At 60.1% G+C, this 25,343-nt stretch carries 26 protein-coding genes and 1 tRNA gene; 16 read left to right on the top strand and 11 right to left on the bottom strand.

The features are described from left to right. Nucleotides 1–145: 145 nt before the first annotated feature. A complete protein-coding gene (locus tag ACR0IR_RS05590; protein WP_170363479.1) occupies nt 146–952 on the bottom strand; it encodes a DUF2059 domain-containing protein in 807 nt (268 codons plus the stop codon). Further along, complete coding sequence (locus tag ACR0IR_RS05585) at nt 952–1,794, bottom strand: DUF2059 domain-containing protein (RefSeq protein ID WP_170363480.1); 843 nt, start codon at nt 1,792–1,794, stop codon at nt 952–954. Before ACR0IR_RS05585 ends, ACR0IR_RS05590 begins: the two co-directional genes overlap by 1 nt. A gap of 123 nt (nt 1,795–1,917) precedes the next feature. Between ACR0IR_RS05585 and ACR0IR_RS05580 the strand changes: the two genes are divergently transcribed. From ACR0IR_RS05580 to ACR0IR_RS05540, 9 genes are all read left to right on the top strand, one after another. Continuing rightward, nucleotides 1,918–2,007, top strand: a tRNA-Ser gene (locus ACR0IR_RS05580). 208 nt (nt 2,008–2,215) lie between these two features. Further along, nucleotides 2,216–2,767 (top strand): hypothetical protein, encoded by a 552-nt coding sequence (locus ACR0IR_RS05575; RefSeq protein ID WP_170363481.1) that lies wholly within the window; start codon nt 2,216–2,218, stop codon nt 2,765–2,767. Between the two features lie 232 nt (nt 2,768–2,999). Beyond that, the gene (locus ACR0IR_RS05570; protein ID WP_170363482.1) at nt 3,000–4,028 is read left to right on the top strand and encodes a zinc-binding dehydrogenase; all 1,029 of its coding nucleotides are present in this window, start codon (nt 3,000–3,002) and stop codon (nt 4,026–4,028) included. A gap of 75 nt (nt 4,029–4,103) precedes the next feature. Beyond that, entirely contained in the window at nt 4,104–4,979 is an 876-nt protein-coding gene (locus ACR0IR_RS05565) for a branched-chain amino acid ABC transporter permease (protein ID WP_005983028.1), read from the top strand. A 4-nt stretch (nt 4,980–4,983) separates the two neighbouring features. Further along, nucleotides 4,984–6,081: a branched-chain amino acid ABC transporter permease gene (locus tag ACR0IR_RS05560; protein ID WP_170363483.1), complete on the top strand. Its 1,098-nt coding sequence runs from the start codon at nt 4,984–4,986 to the stop codon at nt 6,079–6,081. Further along, nucleotides 6,078–6,842: an ABC transporter ATP-binding protein gene (locus tag ACR0IR_RS05555; RefSeq protein ID WP_170338649.1), complete on the top strand. Its 765-nt coding sequence runs from the start codon at nt 6,078–6,080 to the stop codon at nt 6,840–6,842. Before ACR0IR_RS05560 ends, ACR0IR_RS05555 begins: the two co-directional genes overlap by 4 nt. Continuing rightward, nucleotides 6,839–7,612, top strand: a complete 774-nt coding sequence (locus tag ACR0IR_RS05550; RefSeq protein ID WP_170363484.1) for an ABC transporter ATP-binding protein — start codon at nt 6,839–6,841, stop codon at nt 7,610–7,612. The genes ACR0IR_RS05555 and ACR0IR_RS05550 overlap by 4 nt, the downstream gene beginning before the upstream one ends. Nucleotides 7,613–7,617: 5 nt before the next feature. Next, a complete protein-coding gene (locus ACR0IR_RS05545) occupies nt 7,618–9,504 on the top strand; it encodes an AMP-dependent synthetase/ligase (RefSeq protein ID WP_170363485.1) in 1,887 nt (628 codons plus the stop codon). Between the two features lie 31 nt (nt 9,505–9,535). After that, complete coding sequence (locus ACR0IR_RS05540; RefSeq protein ID WP_170357792.1) at nt 9,536–10,696, top strand: ABC transporter substrate-binding protein; 1,161 nt, start codon at nt 9,536–9,538, stop codon at nt 10,694–10,696. Nucleotides 10,697–10,745: 49 nt separating this feature from the next. Here the strand turns inward: ACR0IR_RS05540 and ACR0IR_RS05535 are convergent, their stop codons facing one another. From ACR0IR_RS05535 to ACR0IR_RS05520, 4 genes are all read right to left on the bottom strand, one after another. Beyond that, nucleotides 10,746–11,465 carry a class I SAM-dependent methyltransferase gene (locus tag ACR0IR_RS05535; protein ID WP_480778988.1) on the bottom strand — a complete coding sequence of 240 codons (720 nt, stop codon included), beginning with the start codon at nt 11,463–11,465 and terminating at the stop codon, nt 10,746–10,748. Between the two features lie 221 nt (nt 11,466–11,686). After that, a complete protein-coding gene (gene rpsI / locus ACR0IR_RS05530; RefSeq protein ID WP_005983014.1) occupies nt 11,687–12,172 on the bottom strand; it encodes a 30S ribosomal protein S9 in 486 nt (161 codons plus the stop codon). Between the two features lie 6 nt (nt 12,173–12,178). After that, nucleotides 12,179–12,637: a 50S ribosomal protein L13 gene (gene rplM, locus ACR0IR_RS05525; RefSeq protein WP_170339225.1), complete on the bottom strand. Its 459-nt coding sequence runs from the start codon at nt 12,635–12,637 to the stop codon at nt 12,179–12,181. Between the two features lie 164 nt (nt 12,638–12,801). Next, nucleotides 12,802–14,205: an aminotransferase-like domain-containing protein gene (locus ACR0IR_RS05520; protein ID WP_170339228.1), complete on the bottom strand. Its 1,404-nt coding sequence runs from the start codon at nt 14,203–14,205 to the stop codon at nt 12,802–12,804. Between the two features lie 99 nt (nt 14,206–14,304). Here ACR0IR_RS05520 and ACR0IR_RS05515 point away from each other — a divergent pair, with 99 nt between their 5' ends. Next, a complete protein-coding gene (locus ACR0IR_RS05515) occupies nt 14,305–14,532 on the top strand; it encodes a DUF1127 domain-containing protein (protein WP_093962029.1) in 228 nt (75 codons plus the stop codon). Nucleotides 14,533–14,593: 61 nt separating this feature from the next. Here ACR0IR_RS05515 and ACR0IR_RS05510 read toward each other — a convergent pair whose 3' ends face one another. After that, nucleotides 14,594–15,037 (bottom strand): PaaI family thioesterase, encoded by a 444-nt coding sequence (locus ACR0IR_RS05510; protein WP_170363487.1) that lies wholly within the window; start codon nt 15,035–15,037, stop codon nt 14,594–14,596. Between the two features lie 58 nt (nt 15,038–15,095). Between ACR0IR_RS05510 and ACR0IR_RS05505 the strand changes: the two genes are divergently transcribed. The 4 genes from ACR0IR_RS05505 (at nt 15,096) to gluQRS (ending at nt 19,032) form a co-directional block, all read left to right on the top strand. After that, a complete protein-coding gene (locus ACR0IR_RS05505; RefSeq protein WP_170363488.1) occupies nt 15,096–15,881 on the top strand; it encodes an enoyl-CoA hydratase in 786 nt (261 codons plus the stop codon). A 274-nt stretch (nt 15,882–16,155) separates the two neighbouring features. Next, the gene (trmFO, locus tag ACR0IR_RS05500) at nt 16,156–17,496 is read left to right on the top strand and encodes a methylenetetrahydrofolate--tRNA-(uracil(54)-C(5))-methyltransferase (FADH(2)-oxidizing) TrmFO (RefSeq protein WP_170363489.1); all 1,341 of its coding nucleotides are present in this window, start codon (nt 16,156–16,158) and stop codon (nt 17,494–17,496) included. Nucleotides 17,497–17,533: 37 nt separating this feature from the next. Beyond that, nucleotides 17,534–18,148, top strand: a complete 615-nt coding sequence (locus ACR0IR_RS05495) for a class I SAM-dependent DNA methyltransferase (RefSeq protein ID WP_480778987.1) — start codon at nt 17,534–17,536, stop codon at nt 18,146–18,148. Further along, nucleotides 18,145–19,032: a tRNA glutamyl-Q(34) synthetase GluQRS gene (gene gluQRS / locus ACR0IR_RS05490; protein ID WP_170363491.1), complete on the top strand. Its 888-nt coding sequence runs from the start codon at nt 18,145–18,147 to the stop codon at nt 19,030–19,032. Before ACR0IR_RS05495 ends, gluQRS begins: the two co-directional genes overlap by 4 nt. Nucleotides 19,033–19,038: 6 nt before the next feature. Here gluQRS and hisI read toward each other — a convergent pair whose 3' ends face one another. Beyond that, nucleotides 19,039–19,428 (bottom strand): phosphoribosyl-AMP cyclohydrolase, encoded by a 390-nt coding sequence (gene hisI / locus ACR0IR_RS05485; protein WP_170363492.1) that lies wholly within the window; start codon nt 19,426–19,428, stop codon nt 19,039–19,041. A gap of 48 nt (nt 19,429–19,476) precedes the next feature. Between hisI and ACR0IR_RS05480 the strand changes: the two genes are divergently transcribed. Then, on the top strand, nt 19,477–19,929 hold the full coding sequence (locus ACR0IR_RS05480; protein ID WP_170363493.1) for an iron-sulfur cluster assembly scaffold protein: 453 nt from the start codon (nt 19,477–19,479) through the stop codon (nt 19,927–19,929). A gap of 58 nt (nt 19,930–19,987) precedes the next feature. Then, the gene (locus ACR0IR_RS05475) at nt 19,988–20,626 is read left to right on the top strand and encodes a MarC family protein (RefSeq protein WP_093962021.1); all 639 of its coding nucleotides are present in this window, start codon (nt 19,988–19,990) and stop codon (nt 20,624–20,626) included. A 187-nt stretch (nt 20,627–20,813) separates the two neighbouring features. Here the strand turns inward: ACR0IR_RS05475 and ACR0IR_RS05470 are convergent, their stop codons facing one another. The 3 genes from ACR0IR_RS05470 to ligA all read right to left on the bottom strand — a co-directional run bounded on the left by ACR0IR_RS05470 (nt 20,814) and on the right by ligA (nt 25,260). After that, complete coding sequence (locus ACR0IR_RS05470) at nt 20,814–20,936, bottom strand: hypothetical protein (protein WP_260066061.1); 123 nt, start codon at nt 20,934–20,936, stop codon at nt 20,814–20,816. Nucleotides 20,937–21,046: 110 nt separating this feature from the next. Then, a complete protein-coding gene (gene recG / locus ACR0IR_RS05465; RefSeq protein ID WP_170363494.1) occupies nt 21,047–23,137 on the bottom strand; it encodes an ATP-dependent DNA helicase RecG in 2,091 nt (696 codons plus the stop codon). Then, nucleotides 23,134–25,260 (bottom strand): NAD-dependent DNA ligase LigA, encoded by a 2,127-nt coding sequence (ligA, locus tag ACR0IR_RS05460; RefSeq protein WP_170363495.1) that lies wholly within the window; start codon nt 25,258–25,260, stop codon nt 23,134–23,136. The genes recG and ligA overlap by 4 nt, the downstream gene beginning before the upstream one ends. Between the last annotated feature and the right edge of the window lie 83 nt (nt 25,261–25,343).

The raw sequence follows: 25,343 nt of genomic DNA, 5'->3' as shown, positions 1-25,343 counted from the left end.
CCTCGAACAGCGCGCCCTTTTCGGGCGGATGAACGACCGTCAGGGCGCACCCGTCAGGCCAACAATAACGATACCCGGCGCGGAGGTTCCGGCCGGGATGCGCGCTTATCCACGGATCACACGGCAAAGTCAACAGCAAACCGGCCTAAAGATCCGACGCTTGCAGAACCTGCGCCACCGTTACGCCCAGCTGGTAGGACAACTCGTTGAACATGGTGTCCAGACCCGCGAACAAGGCGTTGTTCAAGGCCTGCCCTGCCTCAGTACGTGAAAAGGCGATATTCTCGCGCAGCTGGGCCTCGCTGAGGGGTTGGTACGCAAACAGAAGAAACGAGTACAGCCACTCGCGGGTTTGTTGCTCGGACTGCGCACCCTGCGCCAGCAATTGGGCCAACATTTCGCCGTCGTCGCCCGTGATGCCCTGCCCGTCCGCCAACCCACGGAAGAAATTGTAATCGGCCTGCAACGCTCCGCGCACGTTCCGATCGACAAGGTCGTTGATCTCGACATACTCATCGATCAGACGAAAATAGGCCGCATCACGATCGGCCTCCCGATATGCGGCCATGGCCATCTCTTCGATGGCTTCGTCGGAAAAAGTTCGACGGGCCGAGTTTTCCAGGGACACGACGGCGCGGCCCAGATCGCTTTCGAAAAACAGAGCAGCCTGCTCCAGTTGTCCTTCGGACATACCGCCAGCCAGGGCGTCGTGAATCTTGGCCTGCATCCACGCCTTGTCGTACAAGTCTTCAACCTGGGCCTCGAAAAACGATCCGCCCTCACCGTCCAGCAGGCTTTTGTCCAGTTCGCGCCCCTGCGCGACACCCTCATCACGCAGAATCTGCATCACGTCGGACAAATGCATTGCCTTGGTCAGACGGTCGACCTGGTCCGCCGTGACCGCACTGGCCCAACCGGCCAAAACCAGCCACAGAGCCAGAAACAGCCGCATCAGATGTCCTGAGCCGGACGCAGTTCGGCCATGCGCGCTGCCAGCACTTCAAACCGCATGGCCATGATCTCGTACTGGATTGCGTTCAACAGCTCGTAGACTTCCTGCATCAGCGGCTGTTCCAGCGCTTTGGTATAGGCGTCGACATCCGCGTCAGAGAAATCCTGATAGGTGTAGGCCGCGTTGGCCAAGGCGGACAGTTGCAATGACTGCCGCATCTCGGGTTCGTTCAGCTTCATCATCTGGCGCAGCCCGTCCGCGTCCAACTGCAGGTCGATCACTCCGGCGGCGCTGGCGGCCAGCAGGAACCGCAGCTGGATCTCCTGCAGCGCCCGCAACGAGGTTTCGCTGGCATCGATGGCGCTGTTCATCCGCTTCAGGCTTTCGATGCGGCTCGAACCGGACTTGACCAGATCGGATATGATCTCCTGCCCCTCAAGTTGCTTGGCTTCGTCATCCTCGACAAGGTGCGAGGCATTTTCCGCCTCGACAAGCCGTTGCCCCAGATCCGAGGCATAAAACTCGACCGCGTGGTTCAGGGCCTCGTCGCTCAGCGTCTGTTCGAGAATCGCAACCGCTGTTTCATGCATGTCATCGGTGTCGAACACCTCTTCCGTCAGACGCGTCCATTGCGAGCCAAAACCCTCGGGGTCGATCCCCAGCATCTGAGGCGCCGAGGCCGAGGCCAGTGCGATGCTTTCCAGCGCCACGTCAAAACCCGTCGTCGTCAGAAAAGCCTCAATCCGATCCCGGCTGGCGGACAAGGCGTTTTGAGCCATCAGAGCGAACGCGAACACGGGCAGGATGAGCAGAAGCGAAATGCGGTGCAGAAGATGTCTCATACATGTCAGCCTAGGAGATTTCGTCGGACTGGCAATGGAAAATCCACGGTTTGGCGAATTCGGGAATTTTCTGCTTGCACCCCTCGGCGATCACAACTAAATCCCCCCCTCACAGACCCCCGCGGAGAGGTGCCGGAGTGGTCGAACGGGGCGGTCTCGAAAACCGTTGTGGGTGCAAGCCCACCCAGGGTTCGAATCCCTGTCTCTCCGCCACTACTTCCCAATGACGCCCCCCTTTCTTGTTCGCCTGATGGTTGCAACCGTGTATTTTCGCCGGCGGCGTGTTGTTGCCGCCGATCGTCTGACTGATCAGCGCCGAGTGGCCCAAACCCCGAACATGCGCCGAATCTTTGGGATTTCCCCTTTGATCTCAGGTAGTTTCTCCCCACATCAGCGGCACACATCCGAAAAGGAGACCCCAATGTCCCGCATTATCATCCTAATTATCATCGCCGGATTGGGTGCCGGCGCGTATTTCTACCTGAATCAGCCCGAGCCCACCCCGGCCGAGAAACTGCAATCTGCCGCCAAAGAAGCCGGCGAGGCCGTTGGCGAGGCCGCAACCGCAGCCCAGGAAGCTGCCAGCGAGGCTTTGTCGACGGCCACGCAGCAAGCGGGTGACGCAGCCTCGGCCGCCGTCGAACAGGCCGGTGAAGCCGCCGAGCAAGCCGGTCAGACAGCCACGGATCTGGTTAACCAGGCCGGCGATGCTGCGACGGATCTGGCCAACCAGGCAGGCGATCAGGTTGCAGCCCTCACTGCCCAAGGGCAGGAGTTGCTGAATACCTGGGTTGACGAAGGCATGCTGTCGGCCGAGCAGTTCGACTATGACGCGATGGTTGAATCCGTGAAAAACAGCCAGCTGAGCCAGGAAATCCAGGACCAGGTGATCAAGATCCTCGATGGCATCAAGGAAGCGCCGGAAACGGCTGCGCTCAAGATCCAGGAACTGCGCAACCTGTTGACGCAATAAGATCATTCGACAAGGCCGGCATTTGTCCGGCCTTGTCACACCTGCACCGGCTTCCCAATTCCCCAACGTTAACCCTGTGGTCGATTGACCTGTCCGGTGCCATTTGTTTGGCTTGGCTCAACCAGTCGCATCAAGTCGGGACGACCTATTGTCGGCATCGGTGCGCCCTGCCCCGGGGCGTGCACTCGGATCGACCCGTTTGCTTGAAAATGTCGGAAACAAAGGAAAAAGAATGACTGACCTCCCCAAATCCATGTTTGCCGTGATCCAGAAATTTGACGGATACTCGGGTACCGCCACGGGCCCGGCGATCGAGGACGCCGCCGACTGGGTTGAGAATGCCGAGATCCCGGTGCCCACGCCGGGCCCCGGCCAGGTGCTGATCAAATTGCGCACCGCATCGGTGAACCCCTCGGACCTTCATTTCATCAAGGGTGAGTACGGTCAGCCGCGGGTCAAGGGTGCCCCGGCCGGTTTCGAAGGGTGCGGGGACGTCGTGGCCACCGGCGCGGGCGCCGAAGCGCTGACGGGGCAAAGAGTCGCCTTCGTCGCCTCCGGGTCCGGTGCATGGGCCGAGTATGCCCTGACACAGGCGCAGATGTGCATTCCTTTGCGGCCCGAGATCTCGGACGATGACGGTGCCGCACAGATCGTCAATCCGCTGACCGCCATGGCAATGGTTGAGATCGCGCGTTCCGAAGGAGAGGCCTTTGTCGTTTCCGCGGCCACCAGCCAGTTGGGCAAGCTGATGTGCGGGCTGGGCCGAGACCTTGGCCTGAAGCCGATTGCGATGGTGCGGCGCCCCGAAACGGTCGACTTGCTCAAAAGCCACGGAGCGGCCGAGGTTATCGTAACCACCGAAGACGATGCCGTCTCCAAGTTTGCTGCCATCAGCGCGCAACTCAAGCCGCGGGTGTTTCTGGATGCGGTCTCGGATCAGCTGTCCGAGCAGGTCTTCTGCGCCATGCCCAACGGCGCGCGCTGGGTGTCTTATGGCAAACTCAGCAGCGAGCCGCCGAAGCTGACCCAGATGGGCCAGTTGATCTTCATGAGCAAGCAGATCGAGGGCTTCTGGCTGACCAAATGGATGATGTCCACGCCACCCGAAGAGCAGATGCGCGCGGTTGCCGAGGTGCAGGCCCGCTTTGCGGACGGACGGTGGAAAACGGATGTCTCGGCGCATGTCCCGCTGAACAAAATCGTTTCCGATCTGGCAGTTGCACTGAAAAAGAGTGACGGTAAGGTAATAATCACGCCATAGTAGAACAGGCGCCCCGGTGATTGGAGGAGATCCGGGGCGTTAGGACGCCGGGCAAACCGGCATGGGGAGGAGAATTTGGACAACGCACAGCTGCTGATCAGCGGGCTGGCGAATGGCTGTGTCTACGGCCTGATCGCGCTTGGCTTCGTTCTGATCTACAAGGCGACCGAGGCCGTGAACTTCGCCCAAGGCGATTTCATGATGCTGGGCGCCTTCGTCACCATCGGGCTGACCAATACCGAATATATGGGCCTGCCCTTCTGGCTGGCCCTGCCCATCTCGCTGGGGATCATGGGCGCGCTGGGGTATCTGCTGGACCGGCTGATCATCCGCCGCCTGTTCGGGGAAAGCCAGACCGCCGTGGTCATCCTGACCATCGCCCTGGGTTTCGTGATCCGCTTTGTCGCCGGGCTGATCTGGGGCCACGAGCCGCAGACGCTGGAAAATCCGCTGGCCGGCAAGGAGGTCCGTTTTGGCGGGCTGGTTCTGGGGATGGAGGACGTGGCGGTCATCGTCGTGACCGTGCTGCTGACCTGGGGGCTCTATGTGTTCTTCAGCAAGACCAAGCTGGGGCTGGCGATGCAGGGCGCCTCGCAGAACCAGTTGGCGGCCTATTACATGGGGGTCCCGGTCAAGCGCGTGCAGGGTTTCATCTGGGGTCTGGCCGGTGTCGTGGCCGGGATCGCGGGCATCCTGTTCGCCGCCAAGGGTTCGGTCGATCCGACCACCGGGCTGCTGGGGATCAAGGCCTTCGCGGCCGCGGTCATCGGCGGATTCGGCAGCCTGCCCGGAGCCTTGGCGGGCGGCCTGATCGTCGGCGTGATCGAACCCTTCGCCAGCCGCTACATCGCTGCGGGCTACAGCCAGATCGCGCCCTATGCGCTGTTGCTGGCGGTGCTGATCTTCCGTCCGCACGGCCTGTTCAGCCAGGTCCGGGTCAAGAAGGTCTGAGCGCATGAGGATCGTTTTCAAAACCGACTACATGCAGGACATCCGCCCGTGGAAGGACGGATACCAACTGTCGCTCTACCTGATCCTGCTGGCGGTGGTCTTTGCCGCGCCGTGGTGGCTGGACGCGTTCTATCTGGGAGAGCTGACGAACGTTCTGATCTGGGCCATCGCCGGGCTGGGTCTGATGATCCTGACCGGGCATACCGGCCAGGCCAGCCTGGGCCACGCGGCGTTTCTGGCCTTTGGCTGCTATGCCAACGTGATCCTGATCGAGTCAGGCGTGCCGTTTCTGGTGGCCTTTCCGTTGGCCGGCATCCTGACCGGGATCGCCGGGGTCACGGTTGCCATCCCTGCCCTGCGGCTACACGGAATCTATCTGGCGATCTTCACCCTGGCCCTGTCGATCCTGATGGACGACCTCATCGTTCTGGCCGAACCGATCACCGGCGGCGTGGCGGGCAAATACATGGGCGGGGTCGAGATATTCGGCCATCTGGTCGATCGCTGGGGCACGCCCGAGCAGTTCTACTGGCTGGTTCTGGCCGTCACGGTTCTGGTCACGCTGGGCTATATCAACCTTCTGCGTACGCCGCTGGGGCGCAGCTTCATCGCGGTGCGCGACTCGGAAGTGTCCGCGCAGGCGATGGGCATCGACATCGCGCGCACCAAGACCGTGTCCTTCGCATTGTCCTGCGCCGTGACTGGATGGGCGGGGGCGCTGATGGGCCTGTATGCCGGGGCCTTCAACAACGAAACCTTCAGCGTTGTGATCTCGATCCAGCTGCTGATGATGATCGTGATCGGCGGACTGGGCTCGATCCACGGCGCGTTTCTGGGCGCCATCGTCATCGGGTTTCTGCCGCAGTTCCTGTCGATCGCCAAGGAATACGCAGCCGCCCTGTTCGGTGGCGGAACCGTCGCCATTCCGGGGCTTGAATTCGGCATCTTCGGCATGATCCTGATCGGGTTCATCCTGTTCGAGCCGATGGGCATCTACGGCCGATGGCTGAAAATCCGCACTTGGTTCGAGCTGTTCCCCTTCTACCGCAAGGACATGTTCAAGCGGCAGAAATCCTATCTCAAGACGGAGCGCCTGAGATGAGCCTGCTGGAATTCGAGAACGTCACCCTGAAATTCGGTGGCCTGACGGCGGTGAACGATCTGTCCTTTTCGGTCGAAGAAGGCGAGGTCTTTGCCATCGTCGGCCCGAACGGGGCGGGCAAATCCACGGTGTTCAACCTGATCTCGCGTTTCTACGACCCGTTCGCGGGCCAGATCCGGTTCGACGGGCATGATCTGCTGCAGGTCAAACCCTCGGGCGTGGCCGCCTATGGCGTCGCGCGCACCTTCCAGAACATCGAACTGTTCGAACATGCCACCGTGTTGCAGAACCTGCTGGTCGGGCGGCACCGCCACCGGCGGACCAACCTGCTGTCCGAGGTGTTCTTTACCCCATCAGCTCGCCGGCAAGAGCTGGAGAACCGCGAGAAGGTCGAAGAGATCATCGATTTCCTCGATCTGCAAGCCTATCGCGACAAGATGATCGCCGGCCTGCCGTATGGCGTGCGCAAGGTGGTCGAGGTCGCGCGCGCGCTGGCCACCGACCCCAAGCTGCTGCTGTTGGATGAACCGGCCTCGGGGCTGTCGGTCGAGGAAACAACCGACATGCGTTGGTGGATCGACGACATCCGGCGGCAGATGGGGATCACGGTGCTGATGGTCGAACATGACATGGGGCTGGTCTCGGGCGTGTCCGACCGGGTGCTGGCCATGGCCGACGGGGCGAAACTGGCCCTTGGGACACCGGCGCAGGTGCAATCGCACCCCGCCGTCGTCGAAGCCTATCTGGGGAAAGCTTCATGAGCGCACCGATCCTGAGCATCCGCAACATCGAAAGCTTCTATGGTCCGATCATGGCGATACGCGGCGTGTCGCTGGACGTGCGCCCGGGCCAGATCGTTTCGATCCTGGGCGCCAACGGGGCGGGCAAGACGACGTTGATGAAGACCGTCTCGGGCGTGATGGACCCGGAAAAGGGAACGATCACCTTCGACGGTGAGAAAATCCAGGGGCTGGAGCCGCACAAGATCGTCCAAAAGGGCATCGTGCATGTGCCCGAGGGGCGCGAGGTGTTCCCGCTGCTGACGGTGAACGAGAACCTCAGCCTGGGGGCCTATACCCTGCATGACAAGGCCCAGATCGAGCGCGACCGCGAGTTGGTGTTTTCCTACTTCCCGGTCCTGAAGGAACGCCGCAATCAAGAGGCCGGCACCCTGTCGGGCGGGCAGCAGCAGATGCTGGCCATCGGCCGCGGCCTGATGGCCAACCCGCGCATCATGCTGCTGGACGAACCCTCGCTGGGCCTGTCGCCGCTGCTGGTCCAAGAGATCTTCGGCATCCTCAGACGTTTGAACGACGAACAGAACATGACCATGATGCTGGTCGAGCAGAACGCCAACGCCGCGCTGGAACTGGCCGATCATGGCTATGTCATGGAGGTCGGGCGCATCGTGATGGACGGCCCCGCCGACGTGCTGATGCGGTCCGAGGACATCCAGAACTTCTATCTGGGCGTGCAGGAGGAAGGCGCGCGGGAAAACCGCCGCTGGAAACGCAAGAAGACGTGGAGGTGAGCCGGATGAACATGACCACCCTGCCCCCGCAGACCACCATCAACGGCGTCCAGTTCAACGCCACCCCCGGCCAGCGCCCCGTGCGGGTCGATGGCTGCGTAACCATCCCCGAGCTGTTCCAGAAACGCTGCGCCGCCCTGGGCGACCGCACCGCGCATCGGGAAAAGGATCTGGGCATCTGGAAATCCTATTCCTGGGCCGACTACTGGCAGCACGCCAAGTGGATCGGGCTGGCGCTGCGCAAGCTGGGGCTGCAGCGCGGCGAGGTCGTCTCTATCCTGTCCGAGGACCGCAAGGAATGGGCGTGGTTCGATCTTGGCATCCAATGCGTCGGCGGCATCGCCTCGGGCGTCTACACCACCGATTCCGCCAGCCAGCTGAAATACCTGGTCAATGACAGCGACAGCCGCTTTCTGATCGTCGAAGACGAAGAGCAGCTGGACAAATTCCTGGACATCGAAGACGAGGTGCCCGGCCTGTTGAAGGTCATCATCCTTGAAGACGAAGGCTTGCACGACCTGGCCCATCCCCGCTGCATGATGATCGAGGATCTTTACGCCCTCGGCCGCGCGGCCGAGCGCGAAGAACCGGGCCGCTTCGACGCTGAAATCGCGCTGGCCACGCCGCAGGACACGGCGCTGCTGATCTATACCTCGGGCACCACCGGCATGCCCAAGGGCGCGATGCTGAGCAACGAAAACATCATGGCCGCGATCGAATGCGGCGCACGCTGCCTGCCCGCGCTGGAAACCGACGAACAGCTTTGCTTTTTGCCGCTGTGCCATATCCTTGAACGCGACGTTTCGATCTATTTCCCGTTGGCTTCGAAATGCACGGTGAACTTCGCCGAAAGCCCCGAGACGGTCTTTGCCAACCTGCAGGAAGTGTCGCCCTCGACCTTCACCGCCGTCCCGCGCGTGTGGGAGAAGATCTATTCGCAGGTGCTGATCATGGCGCAAGAGGCCACCCCGGCCGGGCGCGCCGCCTTTGGCATGGCGTTGAAGGCCGGGATGAAACGGGCCGAGTATATCCTGCAGGGCAAACCGGTGCCGCCGGCGGTGGCCGCGAATTTCTGGCTGTGGGACCAGCTGGTGCTGCGCAACCTGCGCCGGATGCTGGGCATGGACCGGCTGCGGCGCGGCGGGTCCGGTGCGGCCCCGATCTCTCCTGAGCTGCTGAAATGGTACTGGGCCATCGGCGTGCCGCTGGTCGAGGGCTTCGGCATGACCGAGACCTCGGGCATCGCCACGCTGAACACGCCCGAGGCCAACCACATCGGTACCATCGGCAAGCCCGCACCGGGGATCGACCTGCGCATCTCGGACGAGGGCGAAATCCAGATCCGCGGCCTGAACGTGTTCCAGGGCTATTGGCGCAACAATGCCAAGACCGCCGAGACCTTCACCGCCGACGGCTGGCTGCGCACCGGCGATATGGGGCACGTGGACGCGGACGGCTATGTCACCATCACCGGCCGCCTCAAGGACATCATCATCACCGCCGGCGGCAAGAACATCACCCCGGCCGAGATCGAAAGCCGGTTGAAGTTCTCGCATTACATCTCGGACGCGGTGATCATCGGCGACCGCCGCAAGTACCTGACGGCGTTGGTGATGATCGATCAGGAAAACGTCGAGAAGTTCGCGCAGGACCGCAAGGTGCCGTTCTCGAACTTCGCCTCGCTCTGCGCTGCGGCCGAGGTGCGCGAATTGATCAGCGCGGAAGTGGCCGCGGTGAACAAGGAATTCGCGCGGGTCGAGCAGATCAAGGATTTCCGCCTGATCAACGTGCTCTTGACCGCCGAAGACGACGAACTGACCGCGACGATGAAACTGAAACGCAGCCTGGTGGAAAAGAAACACGCGCATCTCATTGAAGACATGTACAAATAGAACAGGGATCAATCCCAAGGGAGGAAAACACATGACCAAAGCAATCAGACGGCTGGCGGCAGCAACCGCCCTATCCGCCCTGGCCTCGATGGGCTGGGCCGAAACGCAAGGCGTGACCGACGACGAAATCGTCATCGGCTCGGTCAATGACCTCAGCGGCATTTTCGCCGCCGTGGGGGTTCCGGCCACCAAGGGCGCGAACGTGGTGTTCGACCGGGTCAACGCCAATGGCGGCGTGCATGGCCGCAAGATCCGCTATGTGGTCGAGGACAACGGATACCAGATGCCGCGCGCGATGCAGGGCTACAACAAGCTGCTGAACCGCGACAAGGTGTTTGCCATGCTGCAATCGCTGGGAACGCCGATGAACCTGGCCGGGTTCAAACTGCTGGACCCGAAAGGCATTCCCAACGTCGCCCCCCTGTCGGCCGCGCGGCAGATGCTGCAGGAACCGATGAAGAATAAGTTCACCTCGTTTTCCAGCTATTACGACCAGGCGCGCGTGGGCGTGAAGTATCTGGCGCAGGAATTCGGCGGCGACAAGGTCTGCGCGATGTATCTGCCCACCGATTTCGGCAAGGAAATCCTTGAAGGCAGCCAGGAAGGCGCCAAGGAAGCCGGCATTACCTTTGCCGCGGAAACCACTCATAAACCTGACGAAACCGATTTCGTGGGCTCGCTCAGCAAGCTGAAGGAAGAAGGCTGCGACATCGTCACAATCGCCTTGGGCGTGCGGCAGGCCATCACCGTGGTCGGCACCGCCAAGAAGATGGGCCTGACGGACATGAAGTTCCTGGGCACCTCGGCCAGTTTCCTGACCGTGGTGGCACAGGTGCCGGGTGGCGTGACCGATGGCTTCTACGCCGCCGCCTCGTGGCAGGACCTGTGGGCCCGCGCGGATGAACCCGCCCCCAAGGCCTTCATCGAGGAATACAAGGCTGCCACCGGCGAAGACCCGGTGGGCTTTTCGATGCTGGGCTATGCCGCGGCCGAAATGATGGTCAAGGCGTTGGAGGCGGCAGGCCCCGACCTGACCCAGGAGAGTTTTATCGCAGCAATGGAGACGCTGGACTATCAGGATGAACTGGTCGGCAACCACATGACCTTTGGCCCCGATGACCATCAGGGCGCCGATACGGTCTACGTCAACGTGGTGGAAAACGGCGCGTGGAAAATGGTCTACGAAGAGTAAAACCACGACCCATAGCTCAACGGAAAGGGGCCGCAGCCCCTTTCCGGTTTCAAGACTTGAATATCTTTTTCAACTTGTTCCTGAACGAACGCCTTTTTGGGCGACCGTAGATTTCTCTCGGTTCCAAACCCGCGTATTCGCCATGATCAACCACGCGAAAGCCGGTTGCAGTGTTGACGATCATAAACTGATCAAACGGCAAAGTGTAAATCGGCAAATCATGCGCCTCGCAAAAATAGATGGAGTATGGGAACACTTCGCTGGGGCTGAATTCTTCGGAGTGTTGCCAGATCGACTTGGTAAAATCGTCCCCACCGATGAAACCTCCCGGTCGTATTTTGGGCAGCATCGAATAAAGGTCGATGGTTATCCCGCGCAGCGTATGATCGCCGTCAATATAGGCCATATCCAGAGAGCCATTCGGTATTCGTGATTGAGCGTTTTTCGTCGTATCTCGGATCTCGACCACTTTGGTCTTGAAAGGTGCGACGCGGGTCAGCGCTTCGTTCCGTATGTCTTCGAACTCAATGCTCGACTTGTTCGCAGGCTTGTTCCAATCGGCGAGGTTGCGCCAAGGATCGACCAGGGTGTACCTCTCGATTGCTGGGACGCCGTTCAGCAAAACTTCGGCAAATCGCCCTTTCCAGACACCGACTTCACAGATCTTTCGACACTCCAGTCCCGCGACAAGATTGACCCAAAGCTCTTGTCTATTCGAACTCACAAGGATCGAGTTTTCGACAATTTGGTCAATCGATTTATCGTCCATTGCTGTCCCGGAGTCTGCTGTTTCTTTTTGACGTGCCGGCAAACGATCCGCTGTCGTGAAATCGATGCAGCCACCGGGAGATGTTCTTACACCGAAGCTGCTTGGCCAAATGCATTGTACCCGAAGGCAAATTTCTTTTGTGGCTTGTTGCATAATGCACATGCAAAAGGGCGCCCGCTTGCGCAGGCGCCCAGATACTTGATTCTCGAGACGCGAGTAGATTAACGCTTCGAGAACTGGAACGAACGGCGGGCTTTACGCTTGCCGTATTTCTTCCGTTCCACGACGCGGCTGTCGCGGGTCAGGAAGCCGGCTGCCTTCAGCGCGCCGCGCAGGCTGGGATCGTACAGCTGCAGCGCTTTCGAGATGCCGTGCTTGACTGCACCGGCCTGACCGGTCAGGCCACCGCCCTTGACGGTTGCCACAACGTCGAATTCACCTTCGACACCAGCAACCTGGAACGGCTGGCGCAGGATCAGCTGCAGAACGGGGCGTGCGAAATACACGTCCTGGTCCTTGCCGTTCACGGTGACCTTGCCGGAACCCGGCTTGATCCAAACGCGGGCAACAGCGTCTTTACGCTTGCCGGTTGCATAGGAGCGACCCAGTTCGTCACGCACGGGCTCGCGCACAACAACTTCTTCGGCCACGGTTTCAACGCCTGCGACGGCGCTCAGCTCTTCGAGAGTATTGATCTGATCAGCCATCGGTCATTAGCTCCGGGTGTTTTTCTTGTTCATGGATTTGACATCCAGAACTTCGGGGGCCTGGGCTTCGTGCGGGTGCTCGGCACCGGCATAGATGCGCAGATTGGTCATCTGCTGACGCGACAGACGGTTGCCCGGCAGCATGCGCTTGACGGCCTGAAAGACCACACGCTCGGGGTGCGCGCCTTCCAGGATCTGTTGCTTGGTGCGCGACTTGATGCCGCCCGGGTGGCCAGTGTGCCAGTAGAAGTGCTCGTCGCGCTTCTTGCCGGTCATCTGGATCTTGTCGGCGTTGATGACGATGACGTTGTCGCCCATGTCCATGTTCGGGGTGAACGACGGCTTGTGCTTGCCACGCAGGCGCATGGCGACGATCGAGGCAAGACGGCCCAGAACAACGCCCTCGGCGTCGATCAGGATCCACTTCTTGTCGATGTCTGCAGGAGTTGCAGAGAAGGTTTTCATGTCAGGACAATCCTGTTTGATGTGAAAGGCCGCCCCAAAGGTGGACCGGCCCGAATTCGATGGATGGGTATTTAGACGGCCCGTAAGTGCACGTCAAGAATGGTAGCGTCCAATTAATTATTATAAAACATCAGCTTATAAAATAGGTATCTATTTACCCCAAATCAAACGCTGATTTGTTCGGGGGGATTGTCCAGTAAGGCGCGCAGACGCAGCATGGCGGATTCGAACTGCTTCAGCGAGACATGCCCGTTCATGGCAATGCGCACGGCATTTGGCGCTCGTCCATCCCTCAGCGCGAATTCATCTGCTGATCGGAGTTGAATGCCCTCCCGCTCGGCGGCTCTGCTGAAGGCTGCAGCACGCCAGCCGGAGGGCAGGCTTAGCCAGACAAAGGGAATGTCGGCGTCCCAGTTCAGATTGAAGCCACCCAGTGCATTGACGGCCACCCGTACATACTCACCCATCTTCGCGCGAACATCCCGCGCCATTTGCCGGGATTGAGGGTGACTGAGGAGCAAGCGGGTCAGTTCCGCCAATGGCTGCGCCAATCCGAAATACCCGTATTCCGCCGATCGGCGCAGGTCTCCGCTGCGTTCCCGCGGAGCGATGGCGAACCCCACGCGCAACGCCGGCGTGAGGGTCTTGGAAATCGACGACACGTGCCAGCCGCGTTCGGGTGCAAGAGCCCTGTAGCTGGGCGCGCGCGCCTCGCCCATACGATAGCAATCGTCTTCGATGATTTGCAGATCGTGGCGGCGGGCGATCTCGATCACCTCGTTGCGGCGTTCAAGAGGCGAATGCCCACCGGTCGGATTCTGAACTTCGGGCGACACGCAGATCGCTTGCGCCCGAGTTTGACGAAGGATGTGGTCCAGCGCATCCGGGCTGATACCCCATTTGTCCATTTTCACACCAACAACTTCAGCGCGCATCAACTCACCGGCGCGACGGAATCCCGCATAAGAAAGGTCCTCGACCAGAACAACGGGTTTCGGATCGCGCAGAACGGTCTGAAACACGACGCACAGTCCGCTTTGCCCGCCATGCGTAAGAACGATGTCATCGGCGTTCAAAGCGCCCAGCGGCAAGTCGGAGAGCCAATCAACGACCGCCTGGCGTACAGGCAGGTAAGCGTCGCGGGTGGGATAGTTCATGAACATCTTCGGATCCCCCTGCGCCACCTTGGCAAGGCATGACCGTATCAGGGACACCTGTCCGACATCTGGCAGTCGCGGGCTGAACAGGCTGACATTGGCGTCATACTTGTCGTCGCGAAGATGAAGCTGCCGTGACCAGACATCGTCCAGCAATGGCATTTTCGGTGGTGCCACGAATGTACCACGCCCCACCTCGGCCTGCAGCAACCCCTCCTCGGTCAGAATGGAATAGGCCCGGGCGACCGTTCCCGGTGTGATTTGCAATCGATACGCCAGTTCCCGCACCGGAGGAAGCTTCACCCCGACTTCCAGCTGCTTGTTTTCGATGGCTTTTCGAATTGTATCTGCGACCAGTGTGTACTTTGGCCCCTTGGATTTTGGCAGATCTGTCGGCCAAATTGTATCCATTACAATTCTTCCTTTGCGTTCAACACAATCGTGAATGTATCACAACAATGTACCGAACATTTATGCTTTGTGTCAATACAATTTGAAAGGATACTTACCATGACACGCGCAATGCACACCCCCGCCCTCTTGCTGCTGAACGACAGCCCCCGGCTGCCTCTGATCGCTGCGCTGGCCGTGCGTTTTGCGGCGACTGTCACCCAATGGGAACGCCGGCGCCGCAGTCGCGTCAACCTGAGCAGGCTGGACGACCGTCTGCTGAAGGATGTCGGACTGACGCGCTTTGAGGCTGACCGCGAAGCACGCCGCCAATTCTGGCTTGGCTAGAATATCCCCAGTCCCAATTACGGGACCTCTTCCTGTGCCGGGGCTTGTCCCCGGCATTTTTTTATCCGAACGCAGCTGCGGCGGAGCCGGCAGGTGGCAGCGAGTAGGTCATGCTTGCGCGCGCCACCGGCGCCTCCTGCCCTTCCGAGTACATCAGGACGTCGCCAACAGCCAGCGTACGCCCCAGTTTCAGCAACCTGCACTCGGCAATCATGTCGGCTCCACCGGCAGGTTTGCGCAGAAAATCAATAGAACTGCTGGTGGTCACGGCCAGGGATTGACGACCCTTTCGCGCCAGAACCATTGAATAGACACAGACATCGGCCAGGGCGAACATCGAAGGTCCGGACACAGTTCCGCCCGGACGCAGATGCCGATCTTCGACAACGAGGCGCATGCGGATCGAGTCGTCGGTCAGATCCATGACGACGAAATCCTTGTGCACCTGCGGGAAGACCTGCGCCAGATATTCCGTCAGCTCTTCCTTGTTCATTGCCAATGACATGCTTCCCCTCCTCGATTTGCCGACCTAAAGTTGGCCCCACAGCCGGCAGGAGGGCAAGATGGCAATTTTGGAACGTAACGACACGGGCGCGATCGCTCATCTGAAAATGAATACGCCCGAGCGGCTGAATGCGCTGAGCGACGAAATGCTGGAGGCACTGCAATCTGAATTGGATACGCTGCGCGATGATCGCACGATCCGCGCTGTGATACTGTCAGGGGCAGGCAAGGCGTTTTGTGCCGGTCATGACCTCAAGCAGATGACCGCGGGCCGGCAGGCTGAAGATGGCGGCAAGGCATACTTCACCGATCTGTTCAATCGCTGCGCCCGAATGATGATGTCGATCCAATCCCTGCCCCAACCGGTGATCGCGCAGGTCCATGGCATTGCAACGGCCGCCGGCTGCCAACTGGTGGCGACCTGCGATCTGGCCGTGGCGGCCGAAGGAACGCGATTCGGCGTCAATGGCGTGAACATCGGTCTCTTCTGCTCGACGCCGATGGTGGCGCTGAGCCGCAACATCCCGCGCAAACTGGCGTTTGAGATGCTGACCACCGGTGATTTCATACCAGCGGAGCGGGCCGCCGAGCTGGGCCTGGTCAATCGTGTCGTTCCGGAAACGCTGCTGGAGCATGAAACCCTGTCGTTGGCCGAGCAGTTGGCGTCCAAACTGGGCGCGGCGGTAAAGATCGGGAAACAGGCGTTTTATCAGCAACTTCAGATGCCTTTGGATCAGGCATATGCCTATACCGGAGGCGTAATGGCCGAAAATATGCTGCACCGAGATACCGAGGAAGGTATTTCCGCATTTATCGAAAAACGCTCACCAAATTGGACCCAATGACGCAATTGTTATGGCTAAAATTATCGACTGTTCGCATTTTTGCACTTTTCAAAAGGGCATCTCTGTGGCAAAGCTGAGACAGGGCTGAGGCCCTCACTATCTTTTGGGTCGCCGTGGGCGGAAGGTCCCTCCAAGCTGGTTTCTCTCACCGGCGCAGACATTCCCGCAGCGGCGACCCCAAGACTTCCCAATAAAATCATAGCGTTGCTGCCTTGTTGGCGGCAGTTTTCGATGGCCGTTGCACGCGCGGGCCACCTGCCCTATTTGGACGCACATGACACAGAAATTGCATATCGTTGGCGGCGGCATGGCCGGATCCGAGGCCGCATGGCAGGCCGCCGAAATGGGCGTGGACGTCGTGATTCACGAAATGCGCCCCAAAGTGGGCACTTTTGCGCATCAAACCGGCAACCTGGGCGAGATGGTCTGTTCCAACTCGTTCCGGTCTGATGATGACGAGCAGAATGCCGTTGGTTTGCTGCATTGGGAAATGCGCGCGGCCAATGGGTTGATCATGACCACGGCAGACGCCCACCGACTTCCTGCGGGCGGCGCTCTTGCCGTAGACCGTGAACCTTTTGCCGAAACGGTGACCGCCAAGCTGAAGGCGCACCCACGCGTCACCGTCACCGGTGAGGAAGTCACTACGCTTCCGGACGATGGACATTGGATATTTGCCACCGGTCCGCTGACCTCGCCAGCGTTGGGCGCAGCGATCCAGCGCGAGACCGGGGCCGAGGCGCTGGCCTTTTTCGACGCGATCGCCCCGATCGTCTACGCTGACACGATCGACATGAGCAAGGCTTGGATGCAGTCGCGCTATGACAAGGGTGAAACCGAGGAAGAGCGTACCGCCTATCTGAACTGCCCGATGGACCGTGACCAGTACGAGGCCTTCATCGACGCGCTGCTGGCCGCTGACAAGACCGAGTTCCACGAAGGTGAAACCGCCGGCTATTTTGATGGCTGCCTGCCGATCGAGGTCATGGCCGAACGGGGCCGCGAGACCCTCCGCCACGGGCCCATGAAACCGGTGGGCCTAACCAATCCGCATCAGCCGGGCGTAAAACCCCATGCCGTGGTTCAACTGCGTCGCGACAACGCTTTGGGCACGCTGTTCAACATCGTTGGGTTCCAGACCAAGATGAAATATGGCGCACAGACCGAGGTGTTCCGGATGATTCCGGGGCTGGAGAATGCCAGTTTTGCCCGTCTGGGCGGCATCCATCGCAACACGTTCATCAACTCGCCCACCTTGCTGGATGCGCAGATGCGCCTGAAATCCAAGCCAAACATCCGATTTGCCGGGCAGATCACCGGAGTTGAAGGATATGTCGAGAGCGCCGCGATGGGCCTGCTGGCAGGTCGTCTCGCGGCGGTAGAGATCCTTGGCCACGCCCTGCCCCCGGTTCCACAGGACAGCGCCATGGGCGCGCTGATTCATCACATCACCGGCGGGGCCGAGGCCAAAACCTTTCAGCCTATGAACGTGAATTTCGGCCTGTTCCGACCGGTCGACGGATTGAAAGGCGGACGGCGCGGCCGCAAGGATCGCTACAAAGCCTATACCGATCGCGCCAAGGAGGCATGGCAGCAGTGGTTGACGCAAAGCTGACTGGACGCAGACCGGGCCACGCGCCTAAACTGACGGCATGAGCGAGAAGTTCCTCAAAAACACATATGATCTGAACACGCCGCAGGAAACCCAGGCGCATTACCAGAAATGGGCGGCCTCTTACGAAGATGAGGTGGCCGAGCACGGGTATGCCACGCCGGGCCGCGTGGCCGAGGCGTTGTGGTCCAAGTTGCCGCAACCGGACACACCTGTCCTTGACTATGGCTGCGGGACCGGGTTGTCCGGTGTCGCCTTGCACAAGGTCGGATACCGGGCAATCGACGGCGTCGATCCGACACCCGAGATGCTGAAAGGTGCTGCTGCCAAGGGCGTCTACCGCAACCTTGCTGCCATCGACATCACCGATCCCAACCCTTTGGAGACGGGGGCATACAAGGCAATCGCCGCGATCGGAGTGATCGGCGCCGGCGCCGCGCCGCCCCAGACATTCGACATGCTGATGAAAGTCTTGCCCAAGGTTGGCCTGCTGGCGTTTTCGTTCAACGACCATACATTGGATGACCCCGGCTATACCGGGCGCCTGAACGAATGGCTGGACATGGGAGCGGCGCGCCTTCTGTTTCGCGAACACGGACCGCACTTGCCAGGGCTGGACTTGAAATCCGACGTATATATCGTTGAAAAGACGTGAAATTCTCCACAAGATTTGCCCCATCTCCAACCGGGCCATTGCATCTTGGTCATGCGTATTCTGCATTGCTGGCGTATGACCTTGCTGACCGAAACTCCGGCACGTTCCTGCTGCGGATCGAGGATATCGATCAATCCCGTGCGCGTCAGCATTGGGAGGATCAGATCTATGACGATCTGACGTGGTTGGGTTTGACGTGGCCTGGCCCTGTGTTGCGGCAATCCGATCGCATGCCGCTCTACCGGCAGGCCTTGAACCGGCTGTGGTCCCAAGGGCTGCTATATCCGTGCACCTGCAATCGCAAGGATGTCGCGGCCGCCGCCAGTGCGCCGCAGGAAGGGTATCCTCTGCACGGACCTGACGGCGTCATATATCCCGGAACATGCCGTGAAAGATGGACATATCAGGTGCAGACCAAGATCCCGGAGAATGTGGCCCTGCGCCTCAATATGTCCGAAGCGCTGCGCCGGATCGCGAAGGACGCCACCGGGTTAAGGTTTCGCGAGACCGGGTCCGGTCCGGATGGCGCGACTGGCTGGATCGAAAGGTCGGACGAACAGATGCTGCACGGCGTCGGCGATGTCGTCCTCGCCAGACGGGGTATGGGCACGTCTTATCACCTGTCAGTCGTTCTGGATGATGCGGCCCAGAACATCTCACATGTGGTTCGCGGTCAGGATCTGTTTGACGCAACCGGGATTCACGTGGTGCTGCAGCGCTTGTTGGGGTTGGAGACGCCCACCTATCACCATCACCGACTGATCCGGGACGATACCGGTAAACGGCTGGCCAAGCGAGACGACGCCAGGGCAATTGCGAAATACCGGGCCGAAGGAGCGACGCCCGAAGACGTCCGCGCAATGGTCGGTCTTCAGGTTTGCTAGGCGCCCTCAGACCATCGGCGACATCATTTCGACCTCTTCCCCCTCCCGGACGGCTGTGTAGAAGCAGCTTCGGCGGTTTGTGTGGCAAGCGGGGCCGCTTTGTCGTACCAGAACCAACAGGCAATCCCGATCGCAATCGACGCGAAAATCCACCAACTCTTGTACGTGACCCGAGCTTTCTCCTTTGACCCAGAAGGACCGGCGCGAGCGCGACCAATAGGTGACGCGCCCGGTTTCCAGCGTCTTTCGGATCGCCTCGGCGTTCATCCAGGCCATCATGAGAACCTCGCCGGTGCTCTCCTCTTGCGCGATGGCCGGGACCAACCCAGCCTCATTGAATTTGAGTGTAGACGGGTCGAACGTAGCAGAGCGCGACATCGCAAAAACCTTTTGCATCCCAGAACATGGCCACTATGTATGGGGAACAGCCACCGAGGGAAACCCATGTCCGGCGAAACCGACCTGATCAAGCTCTACTCCGGGCGCATTCTGGCGCTGGCGGCCGACATTCCGCACCTGCAGCGGTTGGAAGATCCGGATGCGTCCGTCAAGAAACGGTCGCCCTTGTGCGGCTCGACGGTTGCCGTGGACATCAAAGTGCGGGACGGCCGGATTACCGAGTTTGGTCAGGACGTGAAAGCCTGCGCACTGGGTCAGGCCGCAGCGGCGGTGGTCGGTGCATCGGTCATCGGGGCAACCCGCCCCCAAATCGAAACCGCGCGCGACCAGTTGGCGGCTATGCTCAAGAGTGACGGCCCCACCCCGGATGCGCCGTTTGACGAACTGGAAGTTCTGCGGCCCGCCCGCGATTACAAGAACCGGCACGCGTCGATCATGCTTGCGCTGGACGCGATCGCCGAGGCTTTCGAAAAGGCCGAACAAGCCAACTGCGCCTGAACATGGTCTTTTGAATCGAAGGCGGCTAACCTCCTGACCAATTTGACGGAGAAGCCAATTGAACAACCTTCTGGAACATTTTGTAACCTTGTGGGTCGTCATCGACCCGATCGGAACCATCCCGGTTTTCATTGCCGTCACCGCGGGTATCGAAGCCGCCGCGCGTCGGCGCACTGCCCTGCTGGCCGCACTGATCAGCGCCGGCATCCTTCTGTTCTTTCTGGTCTTTGGACAATTGCTGATCGAGGCGCTGGATATCGGCCTCAACTCGTTTCAGGTCGCCGGCGGGATCATCCTGTTCCTGTTCGCGCTGACGATGATTTTTGGTGAAAGCAAACAGGAAATCGAACAGCGCCAGGCCGAAGAAGACATGGAAGACAAGCTGCACAGGCACAACCCGGCGATCTTCCCCTTGGCGGTCCCGTCATTGGCCTCACCCGGTGCTATGCTGGCCATCGTCATTCTGACGGACAACCACCGCTACAGCGTGGCGGATCAGGGCATTACTGCGCTGGTCATGCTGTCCGTGCTGGCCTGCGCCTTTGTGTTGATGTTGCTGGCCGAGCCAATCATCCGGCTGATCGGTCATTCGGGGGCGGCAATCATCAGCCGGGTCATGGGAATGATCCTGGCCTCGGTGGCCGTCAACTCGGTCCTGTCAGCCCTGCTTGAGATCTTCAAAACCGGTCAACTGTAAAAAAAACCGCCGCTCCTTCCGGGCGGAAAGGGCGGCGGCAGTCAATGCGTTTCTCGCGTGGGGTCCGGATTACCGCGTGGGGCCGAGGCACGGCCCCTTCAAGGGGTTTGGGACAGGCAGGTCACCCTTGACTGAAATGGGGATGACATACGCGGGTTGATCGGCACGAGATCGCAGGCAGAAAGGCTTAGAACCCGACGGGCAAGTGAAGCGCCACCATCAGCATGACAACCAGCGAAGCTACGCCGGCTGCATCCTGCAATAGCGTGGCTTGCGAACGGCTGAAAGCACTTTTGATCTGGGTCAGCATGTTTCACCTCCGGTCGGGAATTAATCCTTTGTTGACCTTTTGTTCTCATATTTCCGGGGATCAGTAAAGAACTTTATGAGAACATTTGTGAACTTTTTGCGCGCAACCCGCTAACCCACTGAAATCAAACGGATGGCCTGATCCTGTTTCATCAACCAAAGAAGAACACGCGCGGCCTGACCTCGTTCCGAGGTCAATTTCGGGTCCGAAGCCAGCAGCGCACGCGCGTCAGATTGTGCAACAGCCATAAGTCCAGCCTGCCGTTCTAGGTCGGCAATCTGGAACCGGGGAAGACCGGATTGAGCGGTCCCGATCAGGTCCCCTGCCCCGCGCATCTCGAGATCCGTTTCGGCAATTCTGAATCCATCTTCGGTTTCCCGCAGAACTTCCAGCCGTCTTCGGCCCCCTTCGCTGAGCGGCGCTTGATACATCAACAGACAGGTTGACGCGTCATGCCCGCGTCCGACCCGACCGCGTAGCTGGTGCAACTGGGCCAGCCCGAAGATTTCCGCCCGCTCAATGACCATGATCGTGGCGTTGGGGACGTTTACTCCCACCTCAATGACCGTCGTTGCAACCAAAACCTTGGTCCGCCCGTCCTGAAAAGCGGCCATTGCCGCATCTTTCTCGGCCGGGGGCATCTGTCCGTGCACAAGACCGACGATTCCGTCACCCAACTGGGCCCGCAAGTGTTTGAACCGTTCCTCTGCCGCGGTGAGGTCGGAGACCTCGGATTCGTCGACCAGCGGACAAACCCAATAACACTGCTTTCCGTCTTCGATCGCGCGGCGCAGATGATCGACCACCTCCTCCATGCGCGAAGTGCTGACAATCGCAGTTTTGACCGGTTTGCGTCCCGGCGGTTTCTCATCCAGGACCGAGACGTCCATATCCCCATATTGTGCAAGCGCAAGGCTGCGTGGGATCGGTGTGGCTGTCATGACCAGAACATCGGCCCCCTGTCCCTTCTCAGAGAGCTCCATCCGCTGGCGGACACCGAACCTGTGCTGTTCGTCGACAATCGCCAGACGCAAGTCATGGAATGCCACATCGTTCTGGAAAACCGCGTGAGTGCCCACCAGAATTTGGATGTCACCCGCCTTGAGCGCGGCCAGCTTCGCCTTGCGCTCGGACCCCTTGTCCCGACCCGTCAGGATTTCGAGAACCACGCCGGCGTCCTCGGCCAGGGGGCGAAGGCCCTCCAGATGCTGGCGCGCGAGGATCTCGGTCGGAGCCATCATGACACCCTGAGCACCGGCCTCTACCGCAACCAGAAGCGCCATGAACGCAACCAGTGTCTTGCCGGATCCGACGTCCCCCTGCAGCAGGCGGTTCATTCGGGTCGGAGCACCCATGTCCTCGGTTATCTCGCGTATGGCACGCAACTGCGCCCCAGTGGGTTTGTACGGAAGCGCATCCAGTACACGGGTCTGCAACGCCCCGGTCGCGACACTTACGGTTCCACGAGTTTTGCGTTCTCGCAGTCGGGCCAGAGCCAGAGTCAGTTGATGGGCGAACAGTTCGTCATAGGCCAGACGTTCGCGCGCGGGAGCAAACGCTGCCACGTCATCGGCACCTTGCGGTGTGTGAGCCGCCCGGACTGCATCGGCCCAGGTCGGCCAGTTCTGGCGGGCAACCTGTGCAGGATCCGCCCATTCCGCCAAATCTGGCAGGCGTGCCAGCGCGCTTTGCGCCGCCTTGTAGGCCGTCTTTTGGGTGACACCTTGGGTCAGGTGGTAGACCGGTTCAAACTCGGGGATGCTGTGGGCCTGCTCGACCGGAAGAATGTGGTCCGGGTGAACCATTTGCGCTGTACCGTCAAATAGTTCGAGCTTGCCGGACACCACCCGTCTCGCCCCCTCGGGCAGGACCTTTCTCAGGTAGTCGGCCCGGGCGTGAAAGAAGACCAGCTGGAAATCGGTCTGACTATCCTGCACGAAAATCCGATAGGCACCGCCCCTGTTGTGCGCCGGGCGGTGGGCGCCGACGGTGACTTCCACCGTGAGTGTTTTGGGCAGATCGACGCCCCGGATCGTATCACGCCGCCGCCGGTCAACTACTGCATATGGCAATGCAAACAGCAGATCGTGTGGCGTTTCCAGCCCGGTCTGCGCCAGCAGCCGTGCGGTCTTGGGACCGATGCCATCCAGCGTCTCGAGCCCTGCAAAGAGCGGGTACAGTTGCTCTGGACGGCCGCTCATGCGTCCCCGATCAACTGCAGCCAGCTGTCTTCATCCAAGGTTTCGATCCCCAGCTCTGCCGCCTTCTTGGCCTTGGAACCTGCGCCGGGGCCGGCGACCAGATAGTCCGTTTTTGCGCTGACTGAGCCAGCCACTTTGGCCCCCAGGGCTTCCGCGCGGGCCTTTGCTTCGGCCCGGGTCATTTTTTCGAGCGTACCCGTAAAGACAACCGTTTTTCCCGCGACGGGGCTTCCCGATGTATCCGGCCGTTTGGCCTCTTGTACGTTCAGTTGGGCGACCAGCGCATCGATGCTTTGGCGCTCTGCGTCCTGAGCAAATGTCGAAACCAGGGTCCGGGCCATGACTTCACCGACGCCGTCGATATTCAGCAGTTCATCCCATTCGGGTCCGCTGAATTGGCTGGCAGCCGTGACAGCCTGCTCGAACGCGTCCCACGTGCCGTAGTGATTGGCGATCAGGTTCGAGGCGGCTTCACCAAGGTGTCGAATACCCAGCGCAAACAGAAGGCGGCCCAGCGGTATTGTCCGCTTTTCCTCGATCGCGGCAAAGAGTTTTGCGGCGCTCTGACTGCCCCAGCCTTTTCGGTTGGCCAGCTTGTTCAGATTTGCAGCGTCCCGCTTTTGCAATGTGAAAATGTCTGCCGGCGTACGGATCGGCAGGTCCGGGTCGTTGTAGAACATTTCGATCTGCTTGGCCCCCAACCCATCGATGTCAAACGCCTTGCGGGAAACGAAGTGCTTCAGTTTCTCGACCGCTTGCGCCGGGCAGATCACCCCTCCGGTACAGCGGCGCACCGAGTCGCCTTCCTCGCGGATCGCGTCGCTGCCGCATTCCGGACATTTCGTCGGAAACTCAAACGGGACAGCTTGTTCCGGCCTTTTGCTCAGGTCGACGTCGGCTATTTTTGGGATCACATCGCCGGCGCGGTACACCTGCACCCAATCGCCAACACGTATATCTTTGCCGTCGCGGATCTGTTCGCCTTTCGAATCCCGACCGGCGATGTAGTCTTCGTTGTGCAAGGTTGCATTGGACACGACCACACCGCCAACCGTCACCGGGTGCAGCCGCGCAACCGGGCTAAGCGCGCCGGTGCGGCCAACTTGAATGTCAATCGCCTCAAGCCGGGTCCAGGCGAGTTCGGCAGGAAATTTATGAGCGATCGCCCATCTTGGTGTGGTCGAGCGAAACCCAAGACGGGCCTGCAACGACAAATCGTTCACTTTGTAGACGACGCCGTCGATGTCATAGCCAAGCGTAGAGCGCTGCTCTTCGATTGCGCGGTAGTGCTCCAGCATTTGCGCGGTCGAGCTGCAAACGGCAGTCAGGTCGTTGGTGGAAAAGCCAAAGGACTTCAATCGATCCAACGCAGACGACTGGGTGGTTCCCAACGGCTCGGACAGTTCGCCCCAGGCATAGGCGAAAAACCGCAGCGGCCTTGCGCGCGTAACTTCTGGGTCAAGCTGGCGTAGCGAACCGGCGGCCGCATTTCTCGGATTCGCAAACAACTTCGCGCCCGCCTCTGCCTGCTTGGCATTCAGCTTCTCGAAATCGTCATGGGACATATAGACTTCGCCGCGAACCTCCAGAATCCCGGGCGCATTGGCGATCTTTTGAGGGATATCTGAAACGGTCAAGGCATTGGCCGTGACGTTTTCGCCAACTTCCCCATCGCCCCGTGTTGCCGCCTGCACCAGTTCGCCGTCCACGTAACGCAGAGACAGCGACAAACCGTCGATCTTTGGTTCGGCCGTGAATTCGAGGGCCGCCTCCTCGCTCAGCCCAAGATAGTTCCGAACGGACCGAACGAAGTCTGCTACATCCTCATCGTCGAATGCGTTGCCAAGCGACATCATGCGGACCGCATGGGTCACTTTGCCGAAACCGTCCACCGGCTGCGTACCAACCTGATCGCTGGGGCTGTCGGTGCGCTTTAGCTGCGGAAACCGCGACTCGATTTCGAGATTCCGTAGTTTCAGGGTATCGTATTCGGCATCCGAGATCTCGGGCGCGTCCTGACCGTGATACAGGTCGTTGGCCCGCTGCAGGAGTTCCGCAAGACGTGCCAACTCCTCTCGAGCCTGGTCCTCGGTCAGATCTTCTACTGCAATCGAATTGCTCATGGCCTCGCCCTGTCACATCGTCTTGGACTCCAGTGATAGGGCGAGGTCATGGTCAGGTCCAGATGTGCTGAGCCGTGAGTGCG

The organism is Ruegeria sp. CF2 (genome assembly GCF_056537385.1).
This window is presented reverse-complemented; position numbering and strand designations above follow the sequence as displayed.